General features: G+C 52.9%; 23 protein-coding genes, 2 pseudogenes and 1 riboswitch. Of the genes and pseudogenes, 10 read left to right on the forward strand and 15 right to left on the reverse strand.

Translation table 11 applies throughout. From position 1 onward, the window contains the following. Together dnaG and rpsU are read right to left on the reverse strand one after the other, a co-directional pair. Positions 1 to 1,746 (reverse strand): DNA primase, encoded by a 1,746-nt coding sequence (dnaG, locus tag ACLJQD_RS00930; RefSeq protein ID WP_000918865.1) that lies wholly within the window; start codon positions 1,744 to 1,746, stop codon positions 1 to 3. Between the two features lie 235 nt (positions 1,747 to 1,981). Beyond that, positions 1,982 to 2,197, reverse strand: coding sequence for a 30S ribosomal protein S21 (gene rpsU / locus ACLJQD_RS00935; RefSeq protein ID WP_001144069.1), 216 nt, complete (start codon positions 2,195 to 2,197; stop codon positions 1,982 to 1,984). A gap of 227 nt (positions 2,198 to 2,424) precedes the next feature. On the opposite strand from rpsU, the gene tsaD reads away from it, so the two are divergent. Beyond that, on the forward strand, positions 2,425 to 3,438 hold the full coding sequence (gene tsaD / locus ACLJQD_RS00940) for a tRNA (adenosine(37)-N6)-threonylcarbamoyltransferase complex transferase subunit TsaD (RefSeq protein WP_001264391.1): 1,014 nt from the start codon (positions 2,425 to 2,427) through the stop codon (positions 3,436 to 3,438). 122 nt (positions 3,439 to 3,560) lie between these two features. Here tsaD and ACLJQD_RS00945 read toward each other — a convergent pair. Further along, positions 3,561 to 3,689, reverse strand: a pseudogene (locus ACLJQD_RS00945) (fumarate hydratase); the annotation flags it as partial. Positions 3,690 to 3,693: 4 nt separating this feature from the next. Then, the gene (gene plsY, locus ACLJQD_RS00950; RefSeq protein WP_001272784.1) at positions 3,694 to 4,305 is read right to left on the reverse strand and encodes a glycerol-3-phosphate 1-O-acyltransferase PlsY; all 612 of its coding nucleotides are present in this window, start codon (positions 4,303 to 4,305) and stop codon (positions 3,694 to 3,696) included. A gap of 106 nt (positions 4,306 to 4,411) precedes the next feature. On the opposite strand from plsY, the gene folB reads away from it, so the two are divergent. Beyond that, entirely contained in the window at positions 4,412 to 4,771 is a 360-nt protein-coding gene (gene folB, locus ACLJQD_RS00955; RefSeq protein WP_000355776.1) for a bifunctional dihydroneopterin aldolase/7,8-dihydroneopterin epimerase, read from the forward strand. Between the two features lie 97 nt (positions 4,772 to 4,868). Continuing rightward, entirely contained in the window at positions 4,869 to 5,690 is an 822-nt protein-coding gene (gene bacA / locus ACLJQD_RS00960; RefSeq protein ID WP_001281933.1) for an undecaprenyl-diphosphate phosphatase, read from the forward strand. On the opposite strand, the pseudogene ACLJQD_RS00965 reads toward bacA, so the two are convergent. The 3 genes and pseudogenes from ACLJQD_RS00965 to ACLJQD_RS00975 form a co-directional block, all read right to left on the reverse strand. Then, positions 5,689 to 5,773, reverse strand: a pseudogene (locus ACLJQD_RS00965) (hypothetical protein); the annotation flags it as partial. The gene bacA and the pseudogene ACLJQD_RS00965 sit on opposite strands and share 2 nt — an antisense overlap. Before the next feature lie 20 nt (positions 5,774 to 5,793). Beyond that, on the reverse strand, positions 5,794 to 7,035 hold the full coding sequence (locus ACLJQD_RS00970) for a multifunctional CCA addition/repair protein (RefSeq protein WP_000708447.1): 1,242 nt from the start codon (positions 7,033 to 7,035) through the stop codon (positions 5,794 to 5,796). A gap of 62 nt (positions 7,036 to 7,097) precedes the next feature. Next, positions 7,098 to 7,712 carry a TIGR04211 family SH3 domain-containing protein gene (locus ACLJQD_RS00975; protein ID WP_001125344.1) on the reverse strand — a complete coding sequence of 205 codons (615 nt, stop codon included), beginning with the start codon at positions 7,710 to 7,712 and terminating at the stop codon, positions 7,098 to 7,100. A 241-nt stretch (positions 7,713 to 7,953) separates the two neighbouring features. On the opposite strand from ACLJQD_RS00975, the gene ACLJQD_RS00980 reads away from it, so the two are divergent. The 3 genes from ACLJQD_RS00980 (at position 7,954) to hldE (ending at position 13,697) form a co-directional block, all read left to right on the forward strand. Then, a complete protein-coding gene (locus ACLJQD_RS00980; protein WP_017441050.1) occupies positions 7,954 to 9,255 on the forward strand; it encodes an inorganic triphosphatase in 1,302 nt (433 codons plus the stop codon). A gap of 117 nt (positions 9,256 to 9,372) precedes the next feature. Then, a complete protein-coding gene (glnE, locus tag ACLJQD_RS00985; protein ID WP_017441051.1) occupies positions 9,373 to 12,216 on the forward strand; it encodes a bifunctional [glutamate--ammonia ligase]-adenylyl-L-tyrosine phosphorylase/[glutamate--ammonia-ligase] adenylyltransferase in 2,844 nt (947 codons plus the stop codon). A 47-nt stretch (positions 12,217 to 12,263) separates the two neighbouring features. Further along, a complete protein-coding gene (hldE, locus tag ACLJQD_RS00990) occupies positions 12,264 to 13,697 on the forward strand; it encodes a bifunctional D-glycero-beta-D-manno-heptose-7-phosphate kinase/D-glycero-beta-D-manno-heptose 1-phosphate adenylyltransferase HldE (RefSeq protein ID WP_000867682.1) in 1,434 nt (477 codons plus the stop codon). A gap of 159 nt (positions 13,698 to 13,856) precedes the next feature. On the opposite strand, the gene ACLJQD_RS00995 is transcribed toward hldE, so the two are convergent. The 3 genes from ACLJQD_RS00995 to ACLJQD_RS01005 form a co-directional block, all read right to left on the reverse strand. After that, positions 13,857 to 13,916 carry a type I toxin-antitoxin system Ibs family toxin gene (locus ACLJQD_RS00995; RefSeq protein WP_001804776.1) on the reverse strand — a complete coding sequence of 20 codons (60 nt, stop codon included), beginning with the start codon at positions 13,914 to 13,916 and terminating at the stop codon, positions 13,857 to 13,859. A 239-nt stretch (positions 13,917 to 14,155) separates the two neighbouring features. Continuing rightward, the gene (locus ACLJQD_RS01000) at positions 14,156 to 15,835 is read right to left on the reverse strand and encodes a flotillin family protein (protein WP_000342879.1); all 1,680 of its coding nucleotides are present in this window, start codon (positions 15,833 to 15,835) and stop codon (positions 14,156 to 14,158) included. A gap of 18 nt (positions 15,836 to 15,853) precedes the next feature. Next, positions 15,854 to 16,474 carry an OB-fold-containig protein gene (locus ACLJQD_RS01005; RefSeq protein WP_000171739.1) on the reverse strand — a complete coding sequence of 207 codons (621 nt, stop codon included), beginning with the start codon at positions 16,472 to 16,474 and terminating at the stop codon, positions 15,854 to 15,856. 257 nt (positions 16,475 to 16,731) lie between these two features. On the opposite strand from ACLJQD_RS01005, the gene glgS reads away from it, so the two are divergent. Beyond that, the gene (glgS, locus tag ACLJQD_RS01010) at positions 16,732 to 16,941 is read left to right on the forward strand and encodes a cell surface composition regulator GlgS (RefSeq protein ID WP_000928927.1); all 210 of its coding nucleotides are present in this window, start codon (positions 16,732 to 16,734) and stop codon (positions 16,939 to 16,941) included. A 74-nt stretch (positions 16,942 to 17,015) separates the two neighbouring features. On the opposite strand, the gene ubiK is transcribed toward glgS, so the two are convergent. After that, positions 17,016 to 17,312 carry a ubiquinone biosynthesis accessory factor UbiK gene (gene ubiK, locus ACLJQD_RS01015; RefSeq protein ID WP_000566824.1) on the reverse strand — a complete coding sequence of 99 codons (297 nt, stop codon included), beginning with the start codon at positions 17,310 to 17,312 and terminating at the stop codon, positions 17,016 to 17,018. A gap of 132 nt (positions 17,313 to 17,444) precedes the next feature. After that, positions 17,445 to 17,643, forward strand: a riboswitch (FMN riboswitch). Between the two features lie 105 nt (positions 17,644 to 17,748). Here ubiK and ribB point away from each other — a divergent pair. Then, positions 17,749 to 18,402, forward strand: a complete 654-nt coding sequence (ribB, locus tag ACLJQD_RS01020) for a 3,4-dihydroxy-2-butanone-4-phosphate synthase (protein WP_001076978.1) — start codon at positions 17,749 to 17,751, stop codon at positions 18,400 to 18,402. A 170-nt stretch (positions 18,403 to 18,572) separates the two neighbouring features. Here ribB and dsbI read toward each other — a convergent pair whose 3' ends face one another. The 3 genes from dsbI to ACLJQD_RS01035 are packed head-to-tail and all read right to left on the reverse strand — an operon-like array spanning position 18,573 to position 21,752. Then, complete coding sequence (gene dsbI, locus ACLJQD_RS01025; RefSeq protein WP_000345576.1) at positions 18,573 to 19,250, reverse strand: protein-disulfide oxidoreductase DsbI; 678 nt, start codon at positions 19,248 to 19,250, stop codon at positions 18,573 to 18,575. Positions 19,251 to 19,264: 14 nt separating this feature from the next. Further along, positions 19,265 to 19,936, reverse strand: a complete 672-nt coding sequence (locus tag ACLJQD_RS01030; protein ID WP_000096230.1) for a thiol:disulfide interchange protein DsbA/DsbL — start codon at positions 19,934 to 19,936, stop codon at positions 19,265 to 19,267. A 19-nt stretch (positions 19,937 to 19,955) separates the two neighbouring features. Beyond that, entirely contained in the window at positions 19,956 to 21,752 is a 1,797-nt protein-coding gene (locus ACLJQD_RS01035; RefSeq protein WP_017441052.1) for an aryl-sulfate sulfotransferase, read from the reverse strand. Positions 21,753 to 22,151: 399 nt separating this feature from the next. Between ACLJQD_RS01035 and ACLJQD_RS01040 the strand changes: the two genes are divergently transcribed. Then, positions 22,152 to 22,328 carry a hypothetical protein gene (locus tag ACLJQD_RS01040; RefSeq protein ID WP_000469259.1) on the forward strand — a complete coding sequence of 59 codons (177 nt, stop codon included), beginning with the start codon at positions 22,152 to 22,154 and terminating at the stop codon, positions 22,326 to 22,328. A gap of 66 nt (positions 22,329 to 22,394) precedes the next feature. Here ACLJQD_RS01040 and zupT read toward each other — a convergent pair whose 3' ends face one another. Beyond that, on the reverse strand, positions 22,395 to 23,168 hold the full coding sequence (gene zupT / locus ACLJQD_RS01045; RefSeq protein WP_017441053.1) for a zinc transporter ZupT: 774 nt from the start codon (positions 23,166 to 23,168) through the stop codon (positions 22,395 to 22,397). 140 nt (positions 23,169 to 23,308) lie between these two features. On the opposite strand from zupT, the gene ygiD reads away from it, so the two are divergent. Further along, the gene (ygiD, locus tag ACLJQD_RS01050; RefSeq protein ID WP_001536714.1) at positions 23,309 to 24,097 is read left to right on the forward strand and encodes a 4,5-DOPA dioxygenase extradiol; all 789 of its coding nucleotides are present in this window, start codon (positions 23,309 to 23,311) and stop codon (positions 24,095 to 24,097) included. Positions 24,098 to 24,109 lie beyond the last annotated feature (12 nt).

The raw sequence follows: 24,109 nt of genomic DNA on the forward strand, positions 1-24,109 counted from the left end.
TCATTTTCTGGCCAGCTCCTGGTTTAACGTCCAGAGCTCTCGGCGTTCTTCGCTGCTTAAACCATGAGTGCGATCGCGAGCGATCAGCTCTTCTTGTCGCAGTTGCAGCAGCGAATCAAACATATGGTTGAGTGAGTCGGTAAAGGTTTTTTCGGCAATCGCCTTATCTGCTATATCGTCCCACATCGATAATTTTTCAAGGGTCGCAGCATCATTTGTGCCACGGTAGAGTTCCAGAAGTTGTCCGGTAGTAAGACCTGGCTGAGCCAAACAAGTTTTGACCAATTCTTTAAATAAGCCAAGTCCAGGCAGCTTATTCTGATCCAGCGCGTCTAATGGCGGCACTAACGGCGCGAGATCTGGGTTTTGCACCAGTAATCCTATCAGTATACGCATGGTCGTGCGTTTTAGCTGCGGAGCCGGGCGGGAAACGCCGCTTTCCGCCTGTTTTGGCACTAAACGATCAAGCTGACTATCATCGAAAATGCCTAACTTCAGCCCCAACGTCTGGCGCAACTGAATACGGTGTGCGTCGCCAGGCACCTGATTAATGAGCGGCAGCGCCAGTGCGGCTAACTGCGTGCTGCCATCCGGCGAGCTTAAATCCACCTGCGGCAGGAGGCTATTAAACAGAAACGTAGAGAGCGGCTGCGCCTGCTCCATCCGCGCTTCAAAAGCCGCCTTGCCTTCTTTACGCACCAGCGTATCCGGGTCTTCGCCGTCAGGTAAAAACATAAAGCGTACCTGCCGACCGTCGGTCATATAAGGCATTGCTGTTTCCAGCGCTCTCCAGGCGGCATCACGGCCAGCCCGGTCGCCGTCGTAACAGCAAATTACGTTGTTCGTCGCCCGGAATAACATATGCATATGGTCTGCCGTGGTTGAGGTACCCAGCGAAGCGACCGCATAGTTAATGTCGTATTGCGCTAGTGCGACGACATCCATATAACCTTCGACCACAAGCAAGCGTTGCGGTTCAGCACTATATTGCTGAGCCTCATAAAGACCATATAGCTGGCGGCCTTTATGGAAAATGTCCGTTTCCGGAGAGTTAAGGTATTTCGGCGTGTCGTTCCCCAGAACTCGACCGCCAAAACCAATCACCCTGCCGCGTTTGTCCCGAATAGGGAACATGACCCGATTACGGAAACGATCGTAAGTGCTGCCCTGCTCGTTATTGACCAGCATCCCGGCATCCAGCAACAATGCCTTGTTATCGCTGTTATTACCGAAGCGCTTTAACGCGTTATCCCAACCTGGCGGCGCGAAGCCAATGGCGAAACGCTGAATAATTTCAGCGCTCAGACCGCGCTTTTGCAGATAGTCACGCGCAGGTTTTGCCGCAGGATGGGTAAGCGACTGCTGATAAAAGTCATTCAGACCATTCATCAACTGATAGAGGTTTTGCCGTTGATGGCGCTCTATCTGGCTAAGCCCGGTGCCTGCTTCATAGGGAATTTCCAGGTTATGCATGGCCGCTAATTCTTCGACGGTTTCGACAAATTCGAGCTTGTCGTAATTCATCAAAAAGTCGATCGCATTGCCATGCGCGCCGCATCCAAAGCAGTGATAAAACTGTTTTTCACCGTTTACGGTGAAAGAAGGGGTTTTCTCATTATGGAATGGACAACACGCGTGATAGTTCTTGCCCTGTTTCTTGAGTTTTACGCGCACGTCGATCAGATCGACGATATCGGTTCTCGCCAGCAGGTCATTAATGAATACGCGTGGGATTCGTCCAGCCATATGCCCCTTTTATACACGTCATTCTTCAGGCTGCCGTAGTGTTGGCTACGTTCGCTCACCCCTGTCGCTGACTTGCGTAAGCGCCGGGGACTTGCTCTCTTGCCGCCTGGACGCAGCATGAATGATTTTGTGTATATGCTAATGCATAAACGAAAACAAGCCGCGCATTCCTTTCGGAAGCACGGCCTTACAACTACAACTCGATCTGAATTGAGAGCAGCCCGCTCTCAAAAGATTAGTACAGACGAGTACGGCGTGCGTTTTCGCGAGCCAGTTTCTTCGCGTGACGTTTCACTGCAGAAGCTTTAGCGCGCTTACGTTCGGTCGTCGGTTTTTCATAGAACTCACGACGACGAACTTCCGCCAGAACACCTGCTTTTTCGCAGGAACGCTTGAAGCGACGCAGAGCTACGTCGAACGGCTCGTTTTCACGTACTTTAATTACCGGCATGTGCCTCTCACCTTTGATTAATTCGGTTTGCCGCTGGCATCAACGCCAGCTTATTTCAAAATGGTGCGGAATTTTACTGCAATTGCTGCTGCTTTGTAAAGCACCGCGGCCTTTTTTGAACGGGACTTTTATAAGGTGAGGGAGTATACACGAAGTCGGGACTGAGGGTATACATCCACCCGCATTCGACCTACACTGCGCGGTATTAGAGCGAGGTAAAACAAGTCATGCGTGTACTGGGTATTGAAACATCTTGCGATGAAACCGGCATCGCTATTTACGACGACAAAAAAGGTCTGTTAGCCAACCAATTGTATAGTCAGGTGAAATTACATGCTGACTACGGCGGCGTAGTGCCTGAACTGGCTTCCCGCGATCATGTGCGTAAAACCGTGCCGCTGATTCAGGCGGCATTAAAAGAAGCCGGTCTGACGGCGAGCGATATCGACGCGGTGGCCTATACCGCAGGCCCGGGCCTGGTCGGCGCGCTGCTGGTCGGCGCAACCGTCGGGCGTTCGCTGGCATTTGCCTGGAATGTGCCGGCCATTCCTGTACACCATATGGAAGGTCATCTGCTGGCGCCAATGCTGGAAGATAATCCCCCGGAATTCCCGTTTGTGGCGCTACTGGTCTCCGGCGGACATACGCAGCTCATTAGCGTGACCGGAATCGGTCAGTACGAACTGCTGGGAGAGTCGATTGACGATGCCGCCGGTGAAGCGTTTGATAAAACTGCCAAATTGTTGGGGCTGGATTATCCTGGCGGCCCGATGCTGTCGAAAATGGCGTCGCAGGGGACGGCGGGACGTTTTGTCTTTCCGCGCCCGATGACCGATCGCCCGGGGCTGGATTTTAGTTTTTCCGGTCTGAAAACCTTTGCCGCTAACACCATTCGTAGTAATGGCGACGACGAACAAACTCGCGCTGATATCGCGCGCGCTTTTGAAGATGCGGTCGTGGATACGCTGATGATCAAGTGCAAGCGCGCGCTGGAAAGCACCGGTTTTAAGCGTCTGGTCATGGCGGGCGGCGTCAGCGCTAACCGCACGCTGCGCGCGAAGCTTGCCGAAATGATGCAAAAACGCCGCGGCGAAGTGTTCTATGCGCGTCCGGAGTTTTGTACTGACAACGGGGCGATGATCGCCTATGCCGGAATGGTGCGGTTTAAGGCGGGTGTTACGGCGGATCTTGGCGTAACGGTACGTCCGCGCTGGCCGCTGGCCGAGCTGCCGGCGGCGTAAAAGCGGAAAAGGGGGGCGACATCATGCCGCCCCAACGGGTTTACAGCAAAACGACGGGCATCCACAACAGCCCGGTGACGATCAGCAGCACCAGGAAGATCAGGCCGAAAATCGCGCCTAACCACGCCAATGGTGGAAGAGTGACGCGCGGCGGATTCGATATGTACGCCCATCACCGAGCTATTGCCGGTTAACCCTTGTGAGCCGATCCCCAGACGGTTGAGGCCCTCTTCCAGACGCAGTTCCAGCTCAATCTCAATCTTTCTGGCGTTTCTTTTTCAGCTTCGTCCAGATTTTCGTCTCCTGGCGACGCCACAGACGCTGGATGTTGTCATGATGGCGCAGCAAAATGAGACATGACAGCATCGACACCGGGAAGGTGAACTGTGGTTTAAACCACCAGACGTAAAACGGCGCAATCAAGGCGCTGACAATCGCCCCTAACGATGAATAACCGCTTAACAGGACCGTCAGCAGCCAGGTGCCAGCCATAACGCCGGTTAAATCCCAGCCGATGGGCGCAATGGCGCCAAATGCGGTTGCTACGCCTTTCCCACCTTTAAAGCCAAAAAAGACCGGCCAGATATGCCCCAGACAGGCGGCGATAGCGATAAGCCCCAGCCAGAAAGGGGTAACGCCTAACGCATACGCGCCCCAGACGGGCAACATGCCTTTAAGGATGTCAAAAATAAGTACCGCGACAGCCGCTCCCTTGCCACCGATTCGTAATACGTTCGTCGCGCCCGGGTTGCCGGAGCCGCTTTCACGCGGATCGGGCAGCCCGGCGATGCGGCAAACCAGAATGGCACTGGAAATTGAGCCGCAGAGGTACGCGAAGAGGATCATTCCAGGCGCGATTGCACTCATAAGCTGTTCCGTATTGAAAGTGTCGTTTTATTTACTATTTCTGTGGATAATACGCACATTTCGCCGGAAGTGGTATCCGGGTTAGCCAAAAAGCAGGCAGGTCGTGATGGATATTGTATTTATAGAGCAACTTTCGGTAATCACCACTATCGGTGTTTACGACTGGGAACAGACTATCGAGCAAAAACTGGTGTTCGATATCGAAATGGCATGGGATAACCGCAAGTCGGCGAAAAGCGATGATGTCGCAGATTGTCTAAGTTATGCGGATATCGCCGACACGGTGATAAATCATGTCGAAGGCGGGCGTTTTGCTCTGGTCGAGCGCGTGGCGGAAGAGGTGGCGGATCTGCTGCTTAGCCGATTCAATTCTCCGTGGGTTCGCATCAAACTGAGCAAGCCTGGCGCCGTCGCGCGCGCGGCGAACGTAGGGGTAATTATTGAGCGTGGCAATAATCTGAAATAAAAATAAATAATTTTATATTTTTTAAACCAAACGGTTATATATGGGGTCTTAACGCGAGATCCATTTTTGCAGTGTTTTTCATTTTAGGGGTTTATTGATGAGCGATATGCACTCGCTGCTGATAGCGGCAATTTTGGGTGTGGTCGAAGGATTGACGGAGTTTTTGCCGGTATCCAGCACGGGCCATATGATTATTGTGGGTCATCTGCTGGGGTTTGAAGGCGATACGGCCAAGACATTCGAAGTGGTGATTCAACTTGGATCTATTCTGGCGGTCGTGGTGATGTTCTGGCGGCGGTTGTTTGGCCTCATCGGTATTCACTTTGGCCGCCCGCTACAGCGTGAAGGTGAAAGTAAAGGTCGATTAACGTTGATTCACATCCTGCTGGGCATGATTCCGGCGGTGGTGCTGGGGTTAGTCTTTCATGACACGATCAAGTCGCTATTTAACCCGATTAACGTGATGTACGCGCTGGTGGTAGGCGGTCTGTTGCTGATTGCCGCCGAGTGCCTGAAGCCGAAAGAACCGCGCGCGCCGGGGCTGGATGATATGACGTATCGTCAGGCGTTTATGATTGGCTGTTTCCAGTGTCTGGCGCTGTGGCCGGGCTTCTCGCGTTCCGGAGCGACCATTTCCGGTGGGATGCTGATGGGCGTCAGCCGTTACGCCGCCTCTGAGTTCTCGTTCTTACTGGCTGTGCCGATGATGATGGGCGCAACGGTTCTGGATCTCTACAAAAGTTGGTCATTCCTGACCGCAGCGGATATTCCGATGTTCGCAGTGGGCTTTGTGACGGCGTTTGTGGTGGCGCTGATCGCCATCAAGACCTTCCTGCAACTGATTAAGCGTATCTCGTTTATTCCGTTTGCGATTTACCGCTTTGTGGTGGCGGCTGCCGTTTACGTTGTTTTCTTCTGATGATTGACCTGCCGGATGGCGGCGTACCGCCTTGTCCGGCCTAACTGTTTTGTCGGTCTGATAAGCGCAGCGCCATCAGGCAATTTATCGTGCCGGATGGCGTTTAGCTGGCGGGGTTCGGGCAGCGCTTCTCTTTCCAGTTGGCGACCGCTGCAATTCGTCGCTTCGTCAGCTCCTCGCGAATCTCAATGCCCTTAAATCCGGCCTCCACCACCTCTTTCGTCGGTACCGCTTGGGCCACCTGCCAGGCTTCGCGCAGCCAGCGCCCCTGCGGGTAATCCGACGCTTCAAATCCGGTACGTCCACGGACATCGGCTTCGCTGGTCAGCGCAATCTGCTCGACGCGCTGCGGTTTACGCCATGCATCAATGGCGTCAAACAGCTTAACGATCGTTTTCGGCTGGAGTATCGGAAAGGTGTGGATCAGATCATGGTACTCGGCGACCAGTTTAGCTAAATCACGTAGGTCATTGGGGACGCGCAAACGCTGGCATAGCTGTTCGACCAGTTTCACGCCCGCCGGGCCGTGGCCATGATGGCGCGGCCAGAGGTTTTTCGGCGTTAAGCCTTTGCCCAGATCATGACAAAGCGTGGCGAAACGAACATCAAGCTGCGGACTGAGCATGGCGGCCATCGACAGCGTCATCAACGTATGAACTCCGGTATCAATTTCCGGATGCCACTTTGCCGGCGCGGGTACGCCAAACAGCGCGTCGATTTCCGGAAACAGGACGCGCAGGGCGCCGCAGTCGCGCAATACCTGGAAGTAAACCTGCGGATTGCGGGTGGTAAGCGCATTTTCCGTCTCTTTCCATACCCGTTCCGGCGTCAGATGTTCCAGCTCGCCTGCCGCGGTCATTTCGCGCATTAGCGCCAGTGTTTCATCGGCGATACGGAAACTCAGATGAGCGTAACGGGCGGCAAAACGCGCCACGCGCAATACGCGCAAGGGATCTTCGCCAAACGCGGGAGAGACATGGCGCAGTAGACGCGCCTCCAGATCCCGGCGCCCGTGGTAAGGGTCGATAATCTGGCCATCATCGTCGCGCGCCAGAGCATTAATGGTCAGATCGCGACGCTGGAGATCGGCTTCCAGGGTAACGTCCGGCGCGGCATAACAGGTGAAGCCCGTGTAGCCGGAACCGGATTTACGCTCAGTACGCGCCAGCGCGTATTCTTCGTGAGTTTGCGGATGGAGAAACACAGGAAAATCACGGCCTACCTGCTGGTAGCCCGCATCAAGCATCTCCTGCGGCGTGGCGCCGACAACGACCCAATCTTTATCTTTAACCGGTAGCCCTAACAACGCATCCCGAACCGCACCACCGACCAGATAAATCTTCACGCCACTTTCCTTTTAAAAACGATCATCCTCTAATGATAAGACAGTGCCGCAGAGAAGGCGATTTAGTTCATCCAGCGGTCTTTGCGTTTACGGCTTGGGATCATATGCGGCAGCACCAGCCCTAACAGCAAGCCAATACCCAATACGCCGCCGCCATACATAAACCACTGCATAATAATGGTGCGCTGTTTGTCATCCAGCTGCAGATTCGCGGCGCTAACTTTTTTCTGCGCGACAATCAGCTCGTTTTTCAGCTTCTGGTTCTCTTCTTTTAGCCCGTTGATGACGCTGTCGCTTTGCGCCACTTTCTGCTGCATATCGGCGGTGCGCTGATTCCACGTGGTATCAATATTGTTGAGTTTATCGGTCAACGTTTTGACCTGATTTTCCAGATCCGGCACGCGGGTACGCAGGCTTGGCGTGGTATTCAGTTCTTTTAACGGTATCCAGGCAGTACGACCAGAACTGTCTTTAATTTGACCATAGTTGGCATCGCTCTGTAAGAGCGTGACTTCCTCGCCGGCGTTGACGGTACCCACAAGGCGATAATTATCTCCTGGACCGCTGCGGACCCAGGTATTCAGTTCATCAGAAACGTAACGCGTCTCTTCTGCATGAGAGACGGCGGTGGCGCTAAGCGCAAGTAAAGTTAGTCCAATCAGGCGTAATTTTGGCATCAGGCTGTCGTTATTGTCAGAGAAAGTGGAACGATAGTAACGGCATCAGTGTCGCTACGCAAAGTAGTCGACATCAATCGGAATCATCTGTGTCGCCTTTGCCGCTACGTCAAACTTTTACGCCCGTCAAATTGCTCGTTGCATGGCAATTTGGCGCAAAATACTATCTACTGACAAAAATAATGCGGGTAAGTTCGCCAAGAATCTTCCCAGATGTGACATAACCCATAAGTACAAGGCCATGGCTCAGGAAATCGAATTAAAGTTTATCGTCAATCACGACGCCGTAGATGCGCTGCGAAATCATCTTCATACGCTCGGCGGCGAGCATCATGCGCCCAGCCAGTTGCTGAATATCTACTTCGAAACGCCTGATAACTGGCTACGCCGCCATGATATGGGGCTGCGTATTCGTGGTGAAAATGGGCGCTATGAAATGACCATGAAAATTGCCGGCCGGGTAACGGGGGGGCTGCACCAGCGACCCGAATACAATGTCGCGCTAAGCGAACCCGTGCTGGATCTGACGCAACTTCCGGCGGAGGTCTGGCCGGATGGCAACCTGCCCGCCGGCCTGGCATCAAGCGTACAGCCGCTGTTCAGTACCGATTTTTACCGGGAAAAATGGTGTCTGGACGTTGACGGCAGCAGGATTGAAATTGCGTTCGATCTCGGCGACGTAAAAGCGGGCGAGTTTGCCGAACCGATTTGTGAGCTGGAGCTTGAGTTGCTTCGCGGCGATACGCGCGCCGTGTTAAAACTGGCGAAGCAACTGCTGTCGCAAACCGGTTTGCGTCAGGGCAGTCTGAGTAAGGCGGCGCGAGGTTATCACCTGGCGCAGGGGAATGCGCCGCGAGAGAATACACCAACGACAATTCTGCGGACCGCCGCGAAAGCCACGGTAGAGCAAGGGCTGGAGGCCTCGCTGGATCTGGCGTTGTCACAGTGGCAGTACCATGAAGAGCTCTGGCTGCGCGGCGACGAGTCGGCGAAAGAACACGTGCTGGATGCTATGGGATTAGTGCGCCATGCCTTAATGCTTTTTGGTGGCATTGTTCCACGTAAAGCGAGCACTCACTTACGTGATCTACTTACCCAGGCGGAAGCGACGATAACATCCGCGGTGTCCGCCGTCACAGCCGTTTATAGTACGCAAACGGCGATGGCGAAACTGGCATTGACGGAATGGCTGGTGACGAAAGCCTGGCAGCCATTTCTGGACGCGAAGGCGCAGGCCAAAATGGCCGATTCTTTTAAGCGTTTCGCCGACATTCATCTTTCTCGTCATGCTGCTGAATTAAAAAAAGTTTTTGGACAACCGCTGGGTGATAAGTATCGCGACCAGTTGCCGCGTTTGACTCGCGATATCGACAGCGTTTTACTGCTGGCTGGGTATTATGATGCGATGATCGCGCAGGCATGGCTGGAGAACTGGCAGGGATTGCGTCACGCTATTATTACCGGGCAACGTATTGAAATTGAACATTTCCGTAATGAGGCCATTAACCAGCAGCCGTTCTGGTTGCACAGCGGAAAACGATAATCAGAACCGTAGAAAGCGCCTGATGACGCTGCGCTTATCAGGCTTACGGTATGCGGACTTGTAGGCCGGGTCAGGCGAAATGCCGCCATCCGGCATTATTTAAAGGATATCCCCTAAATGACGCCGCTCTCTTCACCCTTATCGCAGTACTGGCAGACCGTTGTTGAGCGCCTACCAGAAGGATTTACTGAGACATCGCTTAGCGTGCAGGCGAAGTCAGTACTTACATTTAGCGATTTTGCGCTGGATAGCGTGATAGCGCATCCGGAGTGGCTTGCCGAACTGGAATCCGCATCGCCGCAGGCTGATGAATGGCGACATTATGCTGGCTGGTTACAGGAGGCGTTGGCAGGTGTCTGTGACGACGCCTCGCTGATGCGTGAACTGAGGCTTTTTCGTCGTCGCATCATGGTACGCATCGCCTGGGCGCAGACGCTGTCGCTGGTGGACGATGAGACTATTTTACAACAGTTGAGCCATCTGGCGGAGACGCTCATTGTGGGGGCGCGCGACTGGCTGTATGCCGCCTGTTGCCGCGAATGGGGAAGCCCCTGTAACCCGCAGGGCGTTCCGCAGCCGCTGTTGATTTTAGGCATGGGCAAGCTGGGCGGCGGCGAACTGAATTTTTCGTCTGATATCGATCTGATTTTCGCCTGGCCGGAACATGGCGAGACCCGGGGCGGGCGTCGTGAACTCGATAACGCCCAGTTTTTTACGCGTCTCGGGCAGCGGCTGATCAAAGCGCTGGATCAGCCCACAATGGATGGTTTTGTCTATCGGGTGGACATGCGCCTGCGACCGTTTGGCGACAGCGGCCCGCTGGTACTGAGTTTTGCCGCGCTGGAGGATTACTATCAGGAGCAAGGACGCGACTGGGAACGCTACGCCATGGTGAAAGCGCGGCTAATGGGCGATAACGACGACGCCTGGTCTCGTGAATTACGCGCCATGCTGCGGCCTTTCGTTTTCCGCCGCTATATCGATTTCAGCGTCATCCAGTCGCTACGTAATATGAAAGGGATGATCGCCCGCGAAGTGCGACGCCGCGGTTTGAAGGACAACATTAAACTTGGCGCGGGCGGTATTCGGGAAATTGAGTTTATCGTGCAGGTATTCCAGCTCATCCGCGGCGGACGCGAGCCGTCGCTACAGTCGCGTTCGTTACTGCCAACGCTGGATGCTATCGCCGCGCTGCATTTGCTGCCTGAGAATGACGTGGCGCAACTGCGCGTGGCCTATCTTTTTCTACGTCGTCTGGAGAATCTGCTGCAAAGCATCAATGACGAACAGACGCAAACGTTGCCTGCCGACGATCTGAATCGGGCGCGGCTGGCCTGGGGAATGAAGGCGGAGAACTGGCCGCAGCTTGTTGGCGAACTGACGGATCATATGGCTAATGTACGCCGCGTATTCAACGAATTAATTGGCGATGATGAAGCCGATACCCCGCAGGAGGAAGAACGTTCAGAGCCGTGGCGTGAAGTATGGCAGGATGCGCTACAGGAGGATGATTCGACGCCAGTGCTGGCGCATTTAGCCGATGAGGATCGGCGACAAGTTCTGACCCTCATCGCTGACTTCCGTAAGGAACTGGATAAACGCCCTATCGGCCCGCGCGGGCGGCAAGTGCTGGACCAACTGATGCCGCACCTGCTTGCTGATGTCTGTTCTCGCGAAGACGCCGCTGTTACGCTATCGCGGATAACGCCGTTGCTGGCGGGGATTGTCACTCGCACCACCTATCTGGAGCTGCTGAGCGAATTTCCTGGCGCGCTGAAACACCTGATTATGCTCTGCGCCGCTTCGCCAATGATAGCGAGCCAACTGGCGCGTTATCCGTTGTTGCTTGATGAACTGCTCGACCCCGGCACGCTTTATCAGCCGACGGCTACCGACGCTTACCGCGACGAATTACGTCAATATTTACTGCGCGTGCCGGAAGAAGACGAAGAACAACAACTGGAGGCATTACGCCAGTTTAAACAGGCACAGCTTTTGCGGATTGCGGCGGCGGATATTGCCGGTACGCTGCCGGTGATGAAAGTGAGCGATCACCTCACATGGCTGGCGGAGGCGATGATTGATGCTGTGGTGCAGCAGGCGTGGACGCAAATGGTTGCGCGTTATGGTCAGCCAGCGCATCTGGACGAGCGCCAGGGGCGGGGGTTTGCGGTTGTCGGTTATGGCAAGTTGGGCGGATGGGAGCTGGGCTACAGTTCCGATCTGGATCTCATTTTCCTGCATGACTGTCCGATGGACGTCATGACCAACGGCGAACGCGAAATCGACGGGCGGCAGTTTTATCTGCGCCTGGCGCAGCGCATTATGCATCTGTTCAGTACGCGCACCTCCTCCGGCATTTTGTATGAGGTGGATGCGCGTCTACGCCCCTCTGGCGCGGCGGGAATGCTGGTGACTTCAGCGGACGCGTTTGCCGATTATCAGCAGCATGAAGCCTGGACCTGGGAACATCAGGCGTTGGTACGCGCTCGCGTGGTATATGGCGACCCGCAGCTTACCTCACAGTTTGATGCGGTACGCCGCACTATCATGACGACGGCGCGCGACGGCAAGACATTGCAGACTGAAGTGCGTGAAATGCGCGAGAAAATGCGGGCGCATCTCGGCAATAAGCATCGCGATCGTTTTGATATTAAAGCTGATGAAGGCGGTATTACGGATATTGAGTTTATCGCGCAATATCTGGTACTGCGCTACGCTCATGAAAAACCTAAATTAACGCGCTGGTCTGATAACGTGCGCATCCTGGAGCTTCTGGCGCAAAACGGCATTATGGATGAACACGAGGCGCAGGCGCTGACGGTAGCCTACACCACACTGCGTGATGAACTGCACCACCTGGCGTTGCAGGAGCTTCCCGGTCATGTGGCGCAGACGTGTTTTAGCAAAGAGCGCGCGCTGGTGCAGGCAAGCTGGCGGAAGTGGCTGGTAGCCGTTTGAATTATGCTATTATCGCGCGCAAATTTTGAATCTCTCAGGAGACAGGAATGAAAGTAAATCTGCCAGCGTTTGAACGTGCAGGCGTCATGGTTGTGGGTGATGTAATGCTGGATCGCTATTGGTATGGCCCCACTTGCCGTATTTCACCGGAAGCGCCGGTGCCCGTGGTTAAGGTAAATACCGTTGAGGAACGCCCGGGCGGCGCGGCGAACGTGGCGATGAACATTGCGTCTCTGGGAGCGAACGCCCGTCTGGTCGGCCTGACGGGTATTGATGACGCCGCGCGCGCGCTGAGCAAAACGCTGGCAGAGGTCAATGTGAAGTGCGACTTCGTTTCTGTGCCGACGCATCCGACGATTACCAAACTGCGCGTGCTATCACGTAATCAGCAGCTCATTCGTCTTGATTTTGAAGAAGGCTTTGAGGGGGTGGACCCGCAGCCGTTGCATGAGCGTATCAACCAGGCGCTGGGATCGATCGGCGCGCTGGTATTGTCCGATTATGCCAAAGGCGCTCTGACCAGCGTGCAGACTATGATTTCCCTGGCGCGCCAGGCGGGCGTGCCGGTGCTCATCGATCCGAAAGGAACGGATTTTGAACGTTACCGCGGCGCCACGCTGCTGACGCCAAACCTTTCTGAATTCGAGGCGGTCGCGGGGAAATGTAAAAGCGAAGACGAACTGGTTGAACGCGGCATGAAGCTCATTGCCGATTACGACCTTTCCGCGCTGTTGGTCACGCGTTCCGAACAGGGAATGACGCTGCTGCAACCGAATAAAGCGCCGCTACATATGCCGACGCAGGCGCAGGAAGTTTATGATGTTACCGGTGCGGGCGATACGGTGATCGGCGTGCTGGCGGCGACGCTGGCGGCGGGAAATACCCTGGAAGAGGCGTGTTATTTCGCCAATGCGGCGGCGGGCGTAGTGGTAGGTAAACTCGGGACGTCAACGGTTTCCCCTATTGAGCTGGAAAACGCAGTGCGCGGACGCGCGGATACCGGCTTCGGCGTTATGACCGAAGAGGAGTTGAGACAGGCCGTCGCCAGCGCGCGTAAGCGTGGCGAGAAAGTGGTCATGACCAACGGCGTTTTCGATATTCTGCACGCGGGCCATGTCTCTTATCTGGCGAACGCGCGCAAACTGGGCGACCGCCTGATTGTTGCGGTCAATAGTGACGCCTCGACTAAACGCCTGAAAGGCGAAAGCCGTCCGGTTAATCCGCTCGAACAGCGTATGATCGTGCTGGGCGCGCTGGAGTCAGTCGACTGGGTTGTCTCTTTTGAAGAGGATACGCCGCAACGACTGATTGCCGGTATTCTGCCGGATCTGCTGGTAAAAGGCGGCGACTATAAGCCGGAAGAGATCGCGGGCAGCGAAGAGGTCTGGGCCAACGGCGGCGAAGTCATGGTGCTGAACTTCGAAGATGGTTGTTCCACGACCAATATCATCAAAAAGATCCAGACCGAGAGCGAGAAGTAAAACCGCGTCATCAGGCGTTACAGACGCTGCGGGCGCTGATTTTGAAGGCGCGTCGGACATTTTGTTTCGACGCGTATCTCGCGGTTGACGCTGCTTTTTTTTCGACCTAAAGTAAAGGAATAAGGGTGAGAGGGGATCTCTCCCCCCTCTGATTGGCTGTTAGTAAGCTGCGAAACTTATCAGTAACAGAACAATCAGTATGATGACCTGGTGCATCATAACCCTTTCCTTATTAAAGCCCCTTCCTCGGGAGGGGCTTTCCCGTTTCAGCCCCTTGCTGACATCGCGATTGTTGGTGAGTGGCCTGTCTGGCGCAAGGGCTTTCTCCCGCCGATTTTGCGTTACTGGATCGCCCAAGCAAAACGGCCTGCTGGTCATAACGCTTTGTACAGACAAGGTGGAAAAAAGATAAAAAAATCCCCGGTCTTATGACCAGGGACAGGAGATATGGCGGGGGGTTATTGCTCTTTTACCGTTGCTTCGCGATTAATCTCATCCGTTGCCGATGAAACCAACGGCGTGGTCAGCGCCTTTAGCGAGCCGCCAGCGATGCCAATCTCGTTTAACAGCGAATCGATCAGCGGCGCCTGGGTACGATAGGTGAGCGCGGCAGATAACGCTTGTTCCGCCAGGTTTCCCCCGTTAGCGCCGCCAGCGGCGACGTCGCCCGCCGTCGCGCCGCGATTGAGGCCATCGACCTGAATAATCTTAATGCCGTCGATGGATTTCATCGGTTCAACAGACTTCTCAATAACAGCAGGTAACGATTGTAAGAGCGCTAGTTTAAATTTGAGGCTGGTTTGTTCGTCAGAAAGCACGTTGATAGCGTCATTCAGCGCCCGTTGCGCTTCGGCTTCCGCCAGACCTTTTTTACGCGTTGCTTCCGCCAGTTCGATGATGGCGGCGGCTTGCAATTCTGCCGCTTCTTTCTCTGCTTTTGCCCGGACGGTCAGTTCGACCGCTTTGGTTTCCGCATCCTGCGCCGCGGCGATCAGAGCGACCTGCTTGGCGCGATCCGCTTCGGCGGTCTGGCGGGTGGTTTCTACGTTTTGCTGGGCGCGAACCGCATCGGCCAGCGCGTCGTTGGCGCGCGCTTCCGCTTGTGATTGCTGCTCGGATTTGGCGGCAATGGCGATAGATTTCGTCTGGTTGGCGATTTCTGTCACCTGTTGCTGTTCGATCTCTTTAATACGTACTTCACGCTCGGCCTCAACTTTCCTGGACCGTACTGCTTGCTCACGTTCGATCTCCGTCTCCTGGATCTGCCGCTCAGCAAGAATACGCGTCTGTTCTGCTTCACGATGGCGCTCGGCCTCAAAAGCGGCAATTTTGGCGTTTTGTTCGGCGGTGCGGGTTTTAACCTGTTGCTCCTGCTCCAGAGTCATAAAGGCTTCTTGCTGCTCGATTTCCAGCTTGCGTTCAAGCGCGTCGCGGTTCTTTTCGCGCACCGCCACTTCCACATCCTGTTCCACTTCATTACGTTCACGACGGCGGCGTTCGGTTTCCTGCGTCAGTTTCGTCAGACCTTCGGCATCAAAGGCATTGTTTGGATTGAAATGCTCTTTGGACGTTTGGTTAAAGTTGGTTAAGGAGACGCTTTCCAGCTCCAGGCCGTTTTTCGACAAATCTTCCGCAACGGTGTTTTGTACGCCCTGAACGAAGTTTTCACGCGTATCCTGTAGCTCATGCATCGTCATCTGGGCTGCGGTAGCGCGTAAGGCGTCAACGAATTTATCCTCAACCAGCATACGAAGATCTTCCGGCGACAGCGTTCGCTGGCCAAGCGTTTGTGCGGCGGTAGCAATACCTTCAACAGAGGGTTTTACACGCACGAAGAAAGCAACGACCACGTCAACGCGCATACGATCTTTGGTGATCAGGCTGTCGACGGTAGCACGGCTGACTTCAAGTTTTAGGGTATTCATATTGATCGGAATAATTTCGTGAAAGATTGGCATCACAATAGCGCCGCCGCTCATCACCACTTTTTGCCCGCCAAGCCCGGTACGGACAAACGCCTGTTCCGCAGATGCGCGGCGATAAAGGCGAGCAAAAATGATCCCGATAATTAGTAAGACGATAACCGCCACGATGGCGGTAAACATCCATGATGGCAATATGCCAAAAACATCATCCATTATGTAAGTTCCTCTCAATTAAACATAGAAGGTACGCTCAGCCAAATAACGCGTTGCGGAAAGTCGGCAGACAATCAGCACCTTGTCTCCTTTTTTAAATTCTTTTCCCTTTTCGGGTTCCAGCAGTAAATAGTGAATCTGGCCGAACTTATCGGTAAATTTTCCTTCGCAAGGTGTACCGGCGACGGCGGCGTGGCCGGTAATAATCGCCATGCCGCCGATAAATTCCTCTTCCCGGAGGGCGGAGCTTTCATCTCTGGGTAGCCAGGGCGCGAGGATTTTTCCGCTGTAATGCACGGCAAAGACCGACAGGACAATGCTCAACGGGACCAGCAGCAGATTGCTGAGCGGCGCTTGCCAGAGCATGATCCCGCCATGCTGGATGAGAATGCCGAAGAGGCCGAAATAACCGGCCAATAGACAGAGGACGACTAGTGCGGGAACGCGTCCAATATTCAGATAATGAAGCGCCTGGCCCGCAGGGCCGGATGACAGGGCGTCATAATGATCGAGATGGGCGTCGAGCGCGCCTGAAAGAAAGTGGCCAAAAATCAGAGAAATCATCTCCAGCACGCCGATAAAGAAAACGAACGCGATGGCAAACAGATAGGGGCTGTTATACTCCGCAAATAAGGTCATATTTTCTATCCTTGTCGCCGCCTTCAGAAGGGGGTCCGCGTGATAATTTCCATGCTTGTTATTTCACTGCGTTACAATATCATGTGACCCATATCTCCTTAAGTCCGAAAAGCGATTTATCCGTCGTTATCTTTGGTGAATATTGTGATTTTGCGCATTAAATTTGCGCACGTTATGTATAAAACCACCGTACATATAGGGAAATACTGAAATTAGAAAAAGCATATAGCCTTAACAGAATTCAATAACTGGAGGGTATGCTGATGAACAACAATAACGTCTATTCATTAAATAATTTCGATTTTCTGGCGCGCAGTTTTGCCAGAATGCAGGCGGAGGGGCGTCCTGTTGATATTCAGGCGGTAACCGGCAATATGGACGAGGAGCACCGCGACTGGTTTTGCAAGCGTTACGCGCTTTACTGCCAGCAGGCGACTCAGGCGAAAAGGTTAGAATTAGAACACTAATGCCGGCTCCCTTATACAGGCGCAGGGCATTATTCAGATCTTATATGAGCGGGCCGTCAGGCCCGTTCACGTTTTTACTCTTGTGGATCGACTGGCGGAATGGCGGGCGCAGGTTTTACTTCTTCAGGCTTGTCGCGAGCTTCCAGTTCGCTGAGGCGTTGCTCCAGCAGTGCCAGTTTTTCCCGGGTGCGCAGCAAGACCTGAGTCTGGACATCAAACTCTTCGCGGCTCACCAGATCGAGACGCGTCAGCTGAGATTGCAGCGTTTGACGGATTTTTTTCTCGATATCTTCCCCGAACTCGCGAATGCCTTTCGGCATTGACTCATGAACCTGGCGTGCGATTTGCTCAATTTTTTTCGGGTCAATCATTGTGGTTTCCCTGAACTGGTAAGTGTTAGCTCTTATTGTAGTGCGATATGTGGACGCCATAAACCAGAATTGTGTGACGTCATACGGAGTAAAGGCGTTGATGAAGGTAATCAATAGCGTTATAGTTAACCCGCTTATTCTCAGGGCGGGGCGAAATTCCCCACCGGCGGTAAATCAGCGATGTTTAACGCATTTCTCATCACGGCGCGCCGTGACGGAACGCGGAGAGCAGGTTGAAAGCCCGCGAGCGCTTTTTGCCATAGCGAAAAGGTCAGCAGATCCGGTGTAATTCCGGGGCCGACGGTTAAAGTCCGGATGGGAGAGGGTAACGATCCAGTCGGGCATGGACCCGCTCACGTTATTTTTTTGCCGCTTGTCGGCACTCCTAAGACTGCCCTGATTCTGGTAACCATAATGTTAATGAGGTTTTTTTACCATGAATCAGACGCTACTTTCCTCTTTTGGTACGCCTTTTGAACGTGTTGAACTTGCACTGGATGCGCTGCGTGAAGGACGCGGTGTGATGGTGCTTGATGATGAAGATCGTGAAAACGAAGGCGATATGATTTTCCCCGCAGAGACGATGACCGTAGAACAGATGGCGTTAACCATTCGTCACGGTAGCGGTATTGTTTGCCTGTGTATTACTGAAGACCGTCGTAAGCAGCTCGACTTACCAATGATGGTGGAAAACAACACCAGCGCCTACGGTACCGGTTTTACCGTGACCATTGAAGCCGCAGAAGGCGTGACCACCGGCGTTTCCGCCGCTGACCGTGTCACTACGGTGCGTGCGGCAATTAAGGATGGCGCAAAACCGTCCGATCTTAACCGTCCGGGGCACGTTTTCCCACTGCGCGCTCAGGCGGGCGGCGTGCTGACGCGCGGCGGTCATACGGAGGCGACCATCGATCTGATGACGCTGGCCGGTTTTAAACCTGCAGGTGTACTGTGCGAGTTGACTAACGACGATGGGACGATGGCGCGCGCGCCGGAGTGTATCGCGTTTGCAGGCCAGCATAATATGGCGGTGGTCACGATTGAAGATCTGGTGGCTTACCGCCAGGCGCATGAGCGCAAAGCCAGCTGATCGAACGGATCATGGTTGAAAAAAGCCGATGAGATGTCATCGGCTTTTTTGTATTCCTTCGGTGCCATATCGTTCAGTTTCAAAGAACGACGAATAAGCTGAATGGTAAAATTATTGTGAGAAAAGCAGAGGCCTGAATGCAGACCTCTGCTTTGGTTTATCTATTCAGGTTATTTGCCTCTGGCCAGTTTCAATGCCCAGGCGCCGCTCATCACCAGCAGCAGAATCAGGCACAACCCAAAGGCCAACATACATGCCTGCGCCATGTTCATAAAGTGCCAGGGCGGAAGCAGATACCAGCCTTCGGACTGCTGGTAGAGATCGACAAACCACTGCTGTACGCTACTGAGCGTTACGCCATCAGGGACGATAGGCGCGTCATAACCGCAGTCTCCGGTAGGTTTAAACCACTCCGGTGCCCATTCCGCCAACGGTAAGTTGAAAGGAAAGGTCGGGTCAGTCGAACATCCTTGCACGCCAAAAAGTGAATCGGGGTCCGCATTATGTACCGCATGATGGATACCATTAAGCTTAATAGAAAACTTAATGCCCATAATGCTGCCATAAAACGCCGCGATGCAGCCAATCAGCTTCAGCACGATATTTTTGGGATTTATCGCCGCAATCACCCCGCCAATTACCATCACAAACATCGCGTAACGAATGTAAACACACTGTTCGCACGGCGCCATGTAGAGATAGATTTGGAAGAACGAGTGCGCCAGGATAATTAACCCTCCCATCGCGATGGCCATTAACAGCCACAGAAAGCGCTGTTCCTGCCATCTCACCAGCGTATCTACTGGTCTTGCGCGTAGGTCTCGCCATAATCCCTTAATAAAATCCATAATCGTTTCCCTGCTTATTTTTTAGTGGCCAGTTCCCGAACGAGTTCAGCCATAGAATCGATGGATTTGATGTTTTTGGTATAGATAAGGTACTTGCCGTTGACGACGTAAGCCGGAACACCCTGAATTTTGGCAACGTCATAGGCGGCTTTCCATTTTTCCAGAGTCTCCTGAACGGCAGGATCTTTCAGCGCCGCTTCAAAATCAGCCTGGCTCATGCCTGCGGCGTCCAGCCCGGTTTTAATAAATGCCGCCGGATCTTTCCCATCTGACCAGCGCTCTTTCTTATCATGGTAAGCCGCGTACCAGGCGAACTTCGCTTTTTTGAATTGTGATTTAGCATCAAATAACGAAATCCCGGCAGCTTTATCTTTGGCGATCAGGACTGCAAATACTTCGCTGGCCTGTTTGCCATATTCGCCTTTTGTTTCCAGGTGGAACGGAGTGAACGTAACGAGATCGGCTACTTTATCAGAAACCGGACCTGTTACGGCTTTGTCATATTTGTAGCAGAAAGGGCAGGCGTAGCTAAATACCTTAATCAGCGTTTTATCCGCATTAGGAATCGGTTTCTCCAGAACCATATAATCTGTGCCCTCGGTAAAAGCCGATGCCGCAAAAGGAGTGACCAATGCCGCGGTTAATACTACGCTTTTAAATAAAGAGGTAATCCATTTAGATGACATATTAATTCCTTCCCGTGATTTATTTAAACATTTGCGTTGGATGAACCAGTAACGCACGATAGTGCGTCTGGTTGGGCTTATCCGACAGCACATCAATTTCAACTTTCACTTCTTTCGTTTTATAGTCAATCTCATTCAGTTTGCCGACTGTGGGTTTACCAACGTCGAACAGGTTAATAGAACCGCCAAAGCCGAACATGGTGTCGCGGTCTTTTTGATATTCAACAACCGAGGTAATAGGACTATAGAAATCATATCCACGTTCTTTACCGTATTCCCAAACTTGTTGTACGGTGCCTTTCTTCTCATCGATCTTATATTCGACATAACGGGAATATTTCATGGTCGGTAGAGCCGGTTGCTCCAGGCCGCGACCATCGCCGTTATCAAAGACCGTTAACGTGCCTTTGCTGGAAAGCCATGCCGTATGTTGGGTATAGGTGAAATCGAAATCGGTGTCCTTACACTTGCCGTTTTCGTCACAGGTCAACGGCTTACCATGATCGTCTACCGGTTTCAGCAATTTACTGGCTAGCTGCTTATTCCAGCCTTTAGACGGTGCCAGTATCCATTTCACCTGCTTATCGCGACCAATTTTTACAATACCCTGATGGCGGGAAGAAAGGATGATGGAGTCGTCTTTCGCGTCATAAGCGATAGAGTTGACGTGCGCCCAGTTACGACCGGCACCAACGCCAAGCGCATCGCCATACGGCGTATCCGGTTCGAGTTTCGCCTGCTGTCCGGCATGGGCCAGATCGACGTTCACGCATACTGCGCCCGCATCCAGCGCGCCGAGCAGCGCATCACGCATAGGGTCGAGGATTTTGGTTAAATCCCAAACGTCTACTACGCGGCCAGACTTATCAACCTCAATGATTTGGTCACGAATAGTATGAACATGTATGCCGTCTTCTTTGCGGTAATCGCGTTTGCCGACGCGCAGCAGTACGGTGCCGTTCACGGTTTCGATGGATTCATGAGACGCATCCAGGAACCCGCGCGGCAGTTTATGATCGGCAAGAATTTGCCCCATCATGTCAAACTCGTACCAGTGTTGGCCCTGCACCGCGGTAAAGGTGCCGCGAGGCGTTTCACGAATACCCATCAGGTAGCCGCGTTTGTTGATATTCATATCGTGGCCGTCGTAGAAGGTATCTTGATCCAGCCACCAGCGATATTCACCCTGGGTGTCGACCACAAACGTATAAGGGGCGATATCGAAAGGCAAAGCCCCGCCCGCCGGGCCGGCATCAAGAATGCCCGCATTTTTATCTTTTTCGCCGTGCCAGTGAAATTCAGCGCCCTGCGGCGTAAAGGTATGGGTATTTACCAGATAAAGGCGATCTTCAAATCCTGGCGCGACTTTAATAACTTTCGTTTGCTGGAGATCTGAAATAGAACGGTTATCCATATAATGGTTGACGATGGCGGACGTCTGCACCACATAGTCATCCTTCATGGCTTTGCCGTTTTCTTTATATTCTACCGTGACGTTGTTGGCAAATTTCTGATAAAGGCCAAAAATAGGAATACCGTCATAGGTTTCTAAAGACTCTTTCCCAACGGTATAAGTAACGGGAACGCCTTTTTCCCCTTTGCCATGTACAGTAACTTTAACGTCTGAAATAACATGGCTATCTAATTCCACCAGTGCGGTGAGAGGGGCATTACCGTAAGGATCGACAACGACTGCGCCTAATTTCCCTGCGGGCTGCGCCGGTTGAAAACCTGCGGCAAACGTACTGGCTGCGGTGAGTCCGCATGTCAGTGCGACGGCGCCGGCAAGTATTGTTTTCCGGTATTGGTCAAACATGGATATATCTCCTTATATACAACTTCTAAATATAATACTTCTGAATATACTATGTTTTTATGAATAATAAATGAGGTAAATGATTGGTCTTTAAATATAAGTCATGATGCTGTTACTTATTTTAAAGTATATTCTGTATCAATATTTTTTAATTGCCTGAGTGAGTCGATAGTAGGAGTGTGATATTTTAAGAACAATATAAATTAGTACGAAGTGTGATCTTATCGACATTGTTTTCTGCTTAATACCTCTTTCATTATTGTGTTTCACCACTGATTTATATGATCAAAATCATTTATTTGTTCCACAAATATGCCAGTATATGAATACGTCAAAATAAGGGTATGTAAAATTTTAACGTTAAATGTTTAGTGATGTTAAATTTTAAGGGTAAAAAGGATGTTTATTGCCTGGTATTGGATAATATTAATCGTTCTGGTGGTAGTAGGATATATTTGCCATATGAAGCGTTATTGCAGAGCGTTTCGGCAGGACAGAGATGCATTACTTGAAGCGCGAACGAAACGTTTTCGCCAGACGAGCGAAGGCGACAGCGTGATGAATGAGCAGAAATAGCGCATATTCTTGACGGGCAGCCGGATGTTGCCTGGCTAAAGGCCTGCATCCGGCGCGACGTTTCTCTTAACCGATACCTATCGTCTGCAAAATGACGAGACTGAGCCCCATGATGGACATACCGCAAAGCACGCCATAGCTGGGGTTATTGTTAGGATCGATCTCTTTTGCCAGCGGCATCAGTTCATCGACGGAGAGCGCCACCATAATACCGGCGACTGCTGCCATGATAGCCGCCATAACGATTGGCGAAACCAGGCTGCCCAAAATCAGCCACGCCAGCACGCCGCCAAAAATTTCCGCCATGCCGGAGATACCGGCCCAAAAAATCGCGGTACGTTTTGAGCCCGTCGCGGCATAAACCGGGCCGGCAACCGCCAGACCTTCAGGAATATTGTGCAACGCCACCGCCAGTGCGATGCCGAAACCCAGTTCAAGATTGCTGCTGGCAGTGACAAAGGTGGCGATCCCTTCCGGAAAGTTATGCAGGCTAATGCCGAGCGTCAATAAAATCGCAGTGCGTTTTATCGAGCCGGGAAGCGGCTGCTGCCTTTTTTGCACCAGATCCTGCGGATGAGCGTGAGGAAGCAGGCGGTCCAGCCCGAAGTAGCCCAACAGGCCGATAATAAACATTCCGTAGCCCAGTACAGGCGACATCCCCTCGGTATCAAGCGCGGCGGGCAGCATCTCCATCAGCGAGATAAGCAGCATGATCCCTGCGGCGAAGCCCAGCGAAAAAGCCAGCACGCGGTTAGACGGTTTTTGGCCGAGAACGCCAAGAAACGCGCCAATAAAGGTGGCGGCGCCCGCCAGTAAGGTCAGAATAAGTGGTACTGACATCCATTACTCCTTATCAATTTGCCGTCCGAACCTGACCTTCAAAATAACTGATGATCTTCATCATAGTTATCTGAGTTCTTCCTCTGTGAAGAAAGCGTATGGTGATGTTAACAAAATGTCTTTCCTGTAAGGATAACATCATGTCTTTAACGTGTATGCCAGCATTGTTTTTGGGGCATGGCAGCCCGATGAACGTGCTGGACGATAACGATTATACCCGCGCCTGGCGGCGATTGGGGGAAGCCCTACCGCGACCACAGGCGATAGTGGTGGTGTCGGCGCACTGGTATACCCGTGGGACGGGCGTCACAGCGATGGAAAGGCCGCAAACTCTCCATGATTTTGGCGGTTTTCCGCAGGCGCTGTATGACACGCATTATCCGGCCCCGGGATCGCCTGCGCTGGCGCAGCGTCTGGTTGAACTGTTGGCTCCCGTTCCCGTCTCGCTCGATAAAGAAGCGTGGGGATTTGATCACGGCTCCTGGGGCGTATTGATCAAGATGTACCCGAATGCGGATATCCCGATGGTGCAGCTTAGTGTTGATAGTACCAAACCGGCGGCATGGCATTTTGAGTTGGGCCGTAAACTGGCGACGCTGCGTGACGAAGGCGTGATGCTGGTGGCCAGCGGGAATGTGGTTCATAACCTGCGGACTGTGCGTTGGCACGGTGACAATATACCGTATCCCTGGGCGGCGTCATTTAATGACTTTGTGAAAGCCAATCTGACGTGGCAGGGGCCGGTAGAACAGCATCCGCTGGTGAATTATCTGCAACATGAAGGGGGGGCCTTATCGAACCCGACGCCGGAGCACTTTTTACCTTTGCTGTATATACTTGGCGCCTGGGACGGCAAGGAACCTATCACCATCCCGGTCGACGGTATTGAGATGGGCAGTATAAGTATGTTGTCGGTGCAGGTGGGGTAGGCCGGATAAGGC

This window comes from Salmonella sp. SAL04214 (assembly GCF_046550615.1).
In the GTDB taxonomy this organism is placed as follows: domain Bacteria; phylum Pseudomonadota; class Gammaproteobacteria; order Enterobacterales; family Enterobacteriaceae; genus Salmonella; species Salmonella enterica.